The 6,462-nt window shown below is 41.2% G+C and carries 9 protein-coding genes; 2 read left to right on the top strand and 7 right to left on the bottom strand.

Features of this window, described 5'->3' with window-relative positions; all coding sequences use genetic code 11:
• Positions 1 to 125 precede the first annotated feature (125 nt).
• A complete protein-coding gene (locus NTU69_06755; protein MCX5803216.1) occupies positions 126 to 470 on the bottom strand; it encodes a type II toxin-antitoxin system HicB family antitoxin in 345 nt (114 codons plus the stop codon).
• Complete coding sequence (locus tag NTU69_06750; GenBank protein ID MCX5803215.1) at positions 467 to 727, bottom strand: type II toxin-antitoxin system HicA family toxin; 261 nt, start codon at positions 725 to 727, stop codon at positions 467 to 469. Before NTU69_06750 ends, NTU69_06755 begins: the two co-directional genes overlap by 4 nt.
• Positions 728 to 848: 121 nt before the next feature.
• On the opposite strand from NTU69_06750, the gene NTU69_06745 reads away from it, so the two are divergent.
• On the top strand, positions 849 to 1,646 hold the full coding sequence (locus NTU69_06745; GenBank protein ID MCX5803214.1) for a hypothetical protein: 798 nt from the start codon (positions 849 to 851) through the stop codon (positions 1,644 to 1,646).
• Positions 1,643 to 2,245 carry a hypothetical protein gene (locus NTU69_06740; protein MCX5803213.1) on the top strand — a complete coding sequence of 201 codons (603 nt, stop codon included), beginning with the start codon at positions 1,643 to 1,645 and terminating at the stop codon, positions 2,243 to 2,245. Before NTU69_06745 ends, NTU69_06740 begins: the two co-directional genes overlap by 4 nt.
• A gap of 143 nt (positions 2,246 to 2,388) precedes the next feature.
• On the opposite strand, the gene NTU69_06735 is transcribed toward NTU69_06740, so the two are convergent.
• The 5 genes from NTU69_06735 to NTU69_06715 form a co-directional block, all read right to left on the bottom strand.
• Positions 2,389 to 3,219 (bottom strand): lysophospholipid acyltransferase family protein, encoded by an 831-nt coding sequence (locus tag NTU69_06735; GenBank protein ID MCX5803212.1) that lies wholly within the window; start codon positions 3,217 to 3,219, stop codon positions 2,389 to 2,391.
• Between the two features lie 60 nt (positions 3,220 to 3,279).
• Entirely contained in the window at positions 3,280 to 3,453 is a 174-nt protein-coding gene (locus NTU69_06730; GenBank protein MCX5803211.1) for a Trm112 family protein, read from the bottom strand.
• Positions 3,454 to 3,464: 11 nt separating this feature from the next.
• Complete coding sequence (locus NTU69_06725) at positions 3,465 to 5,180, bottom strand: 30S ribosomal protein S1 (GenBank protein ID MCX5803210.1); 1,716 nt, start codon at positions 5,178 to 5,180, stop codon at positions 3,465 to 3,467.
• A 9-nt stretch (positions 5,181 to 5,189) separates the two neighbouring features.
• The gene (ispH, locus tag NTU69_06720) at positions 5,190 to 6,011 is read right to left on the bottom strand and encodes a 4-hydroxy-3-methylbut-2-enyl diphosphate reductase (GenBank protein ID MCX5803209.1); all 822 of its coding nucleotides are present in this window, start codon (positions 6,009 to 6,011) and stop codon (positions 5,190 to 5,192) included.
• Between the two features lie 66 nt (positions 6,012 to 6,077).
• Positions 6,078 to 6,462 (bottom strand): (d)CMP kinase (locus NTU69_06715; protein MCX5803208.1); only part of this gene is annotated, 385 nt, incomplete at its 5' end.

Raw genomic sequence — 6,462 nt, 5'->3', positions numbered from 1 at the left:
CATTAGTGGGTAAATCCCGCTATGGGCGGGATGAAGCGGCACGGAGCAGGAGCACGAGCGAAACAGTGTTTCGGCATATCCTTAAATTCATTGCTATGCGCATAGCACTCTGGCAACCCCATTTACTACAGGGTGTCTTTCAGTACTTCTTTCTGTATCGTTTCTTTCACAAATTGATTGAGCGATATTCCTTCCATTGCAGCCCTTTGTAATGCCTTGCCATGCAATTCAGCAGGGATTCTTACGTTAAAACTGCCCTTGCAGGACTTTAAGGCCTTTTTATTAGCCTCTTTGCACAGGGTGATGTAGTCATCTACTGCCTCATGAAATGCTTTGGTAAGCTCGCTGACACTGCTACCTTCAAAGGTTATGAGGTCGTTAATCCCCTCTATCTTCCCATGGAAAGTATAATCTTTTGCGCTAAATTGGACTGAGCCAATAAAACTCTTGTATGTCATTACGTTTTTCATTTTAACACCCCTATTTTCTTAAGCACTTCTTCTACATCGTTTAGCTGGTAATGTTTCAGCACTGTGTCAGGATGAGGTTTATGCAGTCTGATAATATGCTTGGTCTTGCGATCAATGAGAGCAACCCTTGATCCAGTTGTTTTCCCTGTTTTTGCTTCCTCGTATCCAAATCCTGATAATAGCTTTCTAAGCTCTTCATAAGTAAAATCCTTTGGTTTTGACAAAAAACGATTTACTAATTTTTCAAATTTGCTCACTGTTGCTATAATAACACCAATTTTGTATAATTGCAACCATTATGTAGTTACACATTTTGGAAGCATGGGAAAGGCATTCTTCATTGGAAAAAAATTACCATATCGTATAGAATCATATCAAATGAGTACCTTTGAAAATGAAGCATACGGCAGATTTTATCTCCCCTACTCCTCAGAACCGGTTGAACTCCCCGCATTGGTTCAGGAGCTCTTCAAAATCCATATTATAGAAAATAGGGGTAGAGGGGGGATACGTATAGTAAATGTGAACAACAAACAATTGATATGCAGACAATACATCCACGGTGGTCTATTCAGAATCATAACTGGGGATTTGTTTTTTACAGGGAAACGGGGCATACACGAGATAGGGATACTTTCTTACCTTAAAGAGAGGGGCTTCCCCGTTGTAACCCCATTTTGCCTGCTTACAGAGAACAGATATGTTTTCAAAAGACTTTACCTGTTTACATTCTATGAGAAAAACACAGTAGAATTCCTTGAATACCTCAAGTCATCCGGGAAGAAGAAACGTATGAGGATGATAAAAAGGTTCGCACAGCTTTTATGGAGTCTTGAAACCCTCGGTATCTACCACCCGGACTTGCACCTCAATAATATCCTTGTAACAAAAGAAAAGGATATGATATTTCTCGATTTCGACAAGTCCCGTAAAAAAACTATCACCAAAAAAGATATGGAAAGCATGTTCTGGAGGCTCAACAGATTTGTTGAAAAGATGGAGGAGAAGGGCTACATCAAATTTGATATAAAGGAAAAGATTCTTTTCTTGAGAACCTATAAAAAAATTTCAGGATATGATATAATTACAGTAATGGAGAAACAGATAGCCACGAAAAGACAGACCTATAAAATAGGTTGGTTTATTGAATCATTACTCTATGGAGGTGTCAAATGAAAAAACCTTTTGTCATGTTTATAATTTTATCCTTTTTAACCCTCTCCTCATGTGCAACCTTAGAGGAACATAAGGGTGCAGCGACAGGTGCCGCAGTTGGTGCAGGGCTTGGAGGGTTAATAGGCGCGGCAGTGGCGCCAGGAGGTCACGGACTGGCAGGCGCCATAATAGGTGGTCTGGCTGGCGGGCTTATAGGCGGTGCTGTTGGCCACTACGCCTTCGATACCAAAAGGACACAGACAGAGACAAACAAGGCATACGGGTATACCCCTGACAAAGGGAGCTCGGTGACAATCGAATCAATTGATGTGAAACCAAAAACTGTAAAAGCAGGTGGAAAACTCGATACAAACCTTACATACGCGGTGCTTACCCCATCCAACGAGGGTGTCAACATAAAAGAGATAAGGGAAATCTGGTATGGTGACTCCCTGTGGGGAAACCCTGAAACTACAGTTTCAAGACAGGGTGGAACGTACCAGTCGAATATCCCGATTTTTCTACCTTCGGACATGAAAAAGGGTACATACAAGGTTCGATATATTGTACAGACAGATTTTTCAAAGGATATGAGAGAGGCAAGTTTTACGGTGAATTGAGAAATAGCAATTAGTCCCGCATGGCGGGATCAGCCATCAGTGTTAAGTTAAGATACACAACGGCCTATATATTGAAATTTAATTCATTTATCTTTAACTCCGAACCCCGAACTTAGAACTTACAGCTGACAGCCTTTATGGTGTCAGCTGTCTCTCCCCCATCTCCTATGCACCCAGAACCACTCGTCAGGGTTCTTCTTGATCAGGGATTCAAGAAAGGCATTGATTTTTCTCGTATTGGTGTAGATAAGTTCGCTGATATTACCTTCTCTTTCCATTACAAGGGGTTGAGTAACGACAATCCTGTAACGTAAAAAACCCTCCCGCACCATGTACATAGGGATAACCGGTGCACCTGTCTTCATACCTATTACTGCAATACCCTTTGAGGTGGCTACTTTCTCATTGAAAAACTCCACAAACACAGCCCGTGAACGTTTCTCCCGCTGGTCCCCGAGGATGGCAACAATCTTATTCTCCTTGAGGTAGCGCACGACATCCCTTCCGGTATCTTCATTCGGGATTATTAAGAGGCCTGTTGAACGCCTAAGATGGTTAAGGTAGCTGTTCAGATGGGTGTATCGCTTCAAGGGGCGGGCAAGGGCAATAATGTCATGGTGTAAGAGGTAGGATGTAATACCCATAATCTCCCAGTTGCCGTAGTGAAAGCCAAGGGCAATCACGCCCCTGTTCATCGTGAGCGCATCATCAACATATGACCTGTGCTCAATCGTAAATCTCACATGGTAGTCTTCTTGTGGAACATAGGGCAACACAAGTGACTCAATAAAATTTATCCCGAGTTTTTCAAAACATCGTCGCGCGATCGTCTCTCTTTCACGTTGTGTTATACCAGGAAACACCCGTTGTATATTATTAAGGGCTATTGTTCTTCGCCCCTTCAAGAGAACGAATACAAGTCTGCCAAGAAAGACTCCAAGAGACTCCTGGATTCCTTCAGGCAGAATACGCACACACTGTTGGAAAGATTTGATGGTAAAAAGAAATAAAAAGTCTATCAACAAGGGGATTGCTTATTTGGTAATGGGTATTGCTTCATCGATAAGCATTATGGGAATGTCATCTTTAATAGGATACAGGAGCTTACAGTGTCTGCATATGAGGCCATCATGAGATTCATTGAGCTCTATATCCCCTTTACATTTCGGACAACAGAGTATATCAAGCAGCTCTTTGTTAATAGTCATATTCCTCCCACCTATACAGCGCTGTCTTTATTATTTATCTTTATAGCCGGTTCAAGTATATCGCCCAGGGTAGAGAAAACACCCTCTTCATTGGAAAGCGTCTCTATTGTTGTGTTCTCTTCCTTTTTTCTGAGTGCTTTAATGCTCAGCCCGATTCTCTTATCCTTTTCATCTATATTCAAGATGGCTGTTCCCACCCTGTCATCTACTTTAAACAGATCCGATGGGTGCTTCCCCTGTAAATCATCCATCTCAGATAAATGTATAAGCCCTTCTATACCATCCTCTATTTCTACAAAAACCCCGAAGTCTGTTATGCTTGTAATATAGCCTTCAACCACATCACCAACATGATACCTCGATATCAGGCCCCTCCATGGGTCCTCCTTCAATCTTTTTATGCTGAGGGAGAACTTTTTCTGTCCTCTATCAATATTGAGCACAAGGGTTTCTATTAACGTTCCTTTTTTATACAGGTCCGGGACGACCTTCTTTCTTCTCGACCATGAAATCTCGGACACATGGACTAGTCCATCAATGCCATTTCTTATACCCACAAACATCCCAAAGTCAGTAAGGTTTTTAACCTTGCCTTTTATAATAGAACCGGGTGGGTATTCTGCCTCAAGCTCTTGCCATGGATCGGGTTTAAGCTGTTTCATCCCAAGGGAAATTCTTCTCTTCTCTTTATCAATATCAAGAACAACCAGCTCAAGCCAATCCCCCCTATTTACAACCTTACTCGGGTTTTTTATTCTTCTATCCCAGCTCATCTCACTGATATGGAGCAATCCCTCAACCCCCTGCTCAAGCTCTACAAAGACCCCATAATCAACGATACCAACTGCCTTGCCCCTTACCTTTGTTCCTTCCTGGTATTTTTCTTCAATCTTTAACCATGGATCGGGTTTAAGCTGTTTAATACCGACAGATAGCCTTTCTTTCTCATAGTCTATATTGAGTATCTTCACCTTAATCTCATCACCAACCCTGAGGTACTCCTTTGGATGTGTTATTCTACCCCACGTGATATCATTCAAATACAGGAAACCATCCACCCCACCGAGATCTACAAAGGCACCATAATCGGTTATATTCCTCACAAAACCGTATAAAACCTGTCCCTCTTTAACATTTTTCCAAAACTCTTTCTTTCTTTTTTCCTTCTCCCCCTCCATTAGCATCCTTCTTGAAACTATCACATTTTCCTTTCTCTGGTTTACCTTAATCACCTTAAATTTCAGATGCCTGCCTACAAAAGAAGAAGGATTTTTTACAGGCTTAATGTCTACCTGCGATATCGGCAGGAAGGCATTTACCCCTATATCAACCATAAAACCACTTTTTACCTCTGATATAATATCACCATCTATCGAAATACCCTCTTCAAGGGATTTATCTATCTTCTGCCATGTTCTGATAACATCTACCTTTTGCTTTGAGAGTAAAAGGAGTCCAAACTCTTTTTCCCTGCCCACTATCATTACTTCCACTTGATCTCCCACATTCACATTTGCCTCGCCGGACTTTCCCATAAATTCATTAATAGAAAGCTTTCCCTCAGACTTCAAACCGACATCAACAATTACGGTCTCGCCATTTATGTTGATTACCTTCCCCTTTAAAATGTTCCCTTCCTGTAAACTTTTCAAAGAAGTTTCATAGAGTACCTTCATCTCCTCTTGTGTTTTTTCTTTTTGTGCCACGGTATCACCGGTATCTAACATGTATTCCCCCTAAAAAGTTTTTACACGCCTCTCCACAGAATCTATTATAAGATCAGGGGTTGAAGCCCCCCCTGTTATGCCTACCTTCTTTAAACCAGTAAACCACCCTAACTTTATATCTTCTTCTGTCTCTATGTGATATGTCTTCGGTTGCATCCCCTTCACTATGCTATAAAGTTTTTTTGTATTTGAGCTATTTTTCCCGCCTATTATCAACATTACATCTACCATTTCCGAAAGTATTGCCGCCTCTCTTTGCCTGATTTCCGTACTTTCACAAATCGTATTATAAACCCTCAATTCTTCCGCCTCCCCTATGAGACCTCTCACTACATTTAAAAAGGTTGCCTTATCCAATGTGGTTTGACTGACCACACCGATCTTTTTAGCCCCTATAGAAGCAGGTTTTTGTAATACAATACCATCATTATCCAAATAACTCAATACACTTTTCACTTCAGGATGGTTCTTATCCCCCACAATAACCACCCTGTAGCCCCTTTTTCTAAGGTACATGGCATGCCTTCTTACCCTCTTCACAAAAGGACAAGTGGTATCTATTATTTTCAAACCCCTTCTTTTAATATACTCCTCTTCCTCTTTTTTGATTCCATGGGTTCTAAAGACTATAACCCCATCCTCAATATGAAAAATGTCGCCAACCGGCGTTATCCCTTTTTCTTTTAAAATCTCCACCATCTGCGGGTTGTGGATTATCGGACCTATTGTATATATTTTGTCCTTCCCCTTTGCCGCTTCTTTTAAAACTATGTTCATTGCCCTCTTTACACCAAAACAAAAACCTATGTGCCTTGTTTTCAAGACTTCCATTATCCACCCGATAATAAGTATGCAGTAAGGAGTAGGCAGTATACAGTAAGTACTAAATCTTTGCTTCTAACTCCTAACTCCATACTCCTTACTCCTTACTATATTTAGTAGCTTCTCCACCACTGAAACAGCATCTATCTCTGTTGTATCAATATATATCGCATCCTCCGGTATAACGAGAGGCGATATATCTCTTTCTGAATCAACCTTATCCCTTTTCAATATCTCCTCTTTTACCCTGAGGAGTTCTGAGTTTACACCCCTTGAAGATAATTCGAGATATCTTCTTTTTGCCCTCTCTTCAAGTTTCGCATCGAGATAGAACTTGATATGGGCATCAGGAAATACGACACTTCCTGTGTCCCTTCCTTCTAATACCACACCGCCGCCCCTGCCTATCTCCTTCTGCATGTTTGTAAGATACTCCCTTACACTTCTTTTCTGCGAAAGG

The sequence above is a fragment of the Pseudomonadota bacterium genome (assembly GCA_026388215.1).
GTDB lineage: Bacteria > Desulfobacterota > Syntrophorhabdia > Syntrophorhabdales > Syntrophorhabdaceae > JAPLKF01.
The sequence above is the reverse complement of the archived record's forward strand: the minus strand, read 5'-3'. Positions and strand labels throughout refer to the sequence as shown.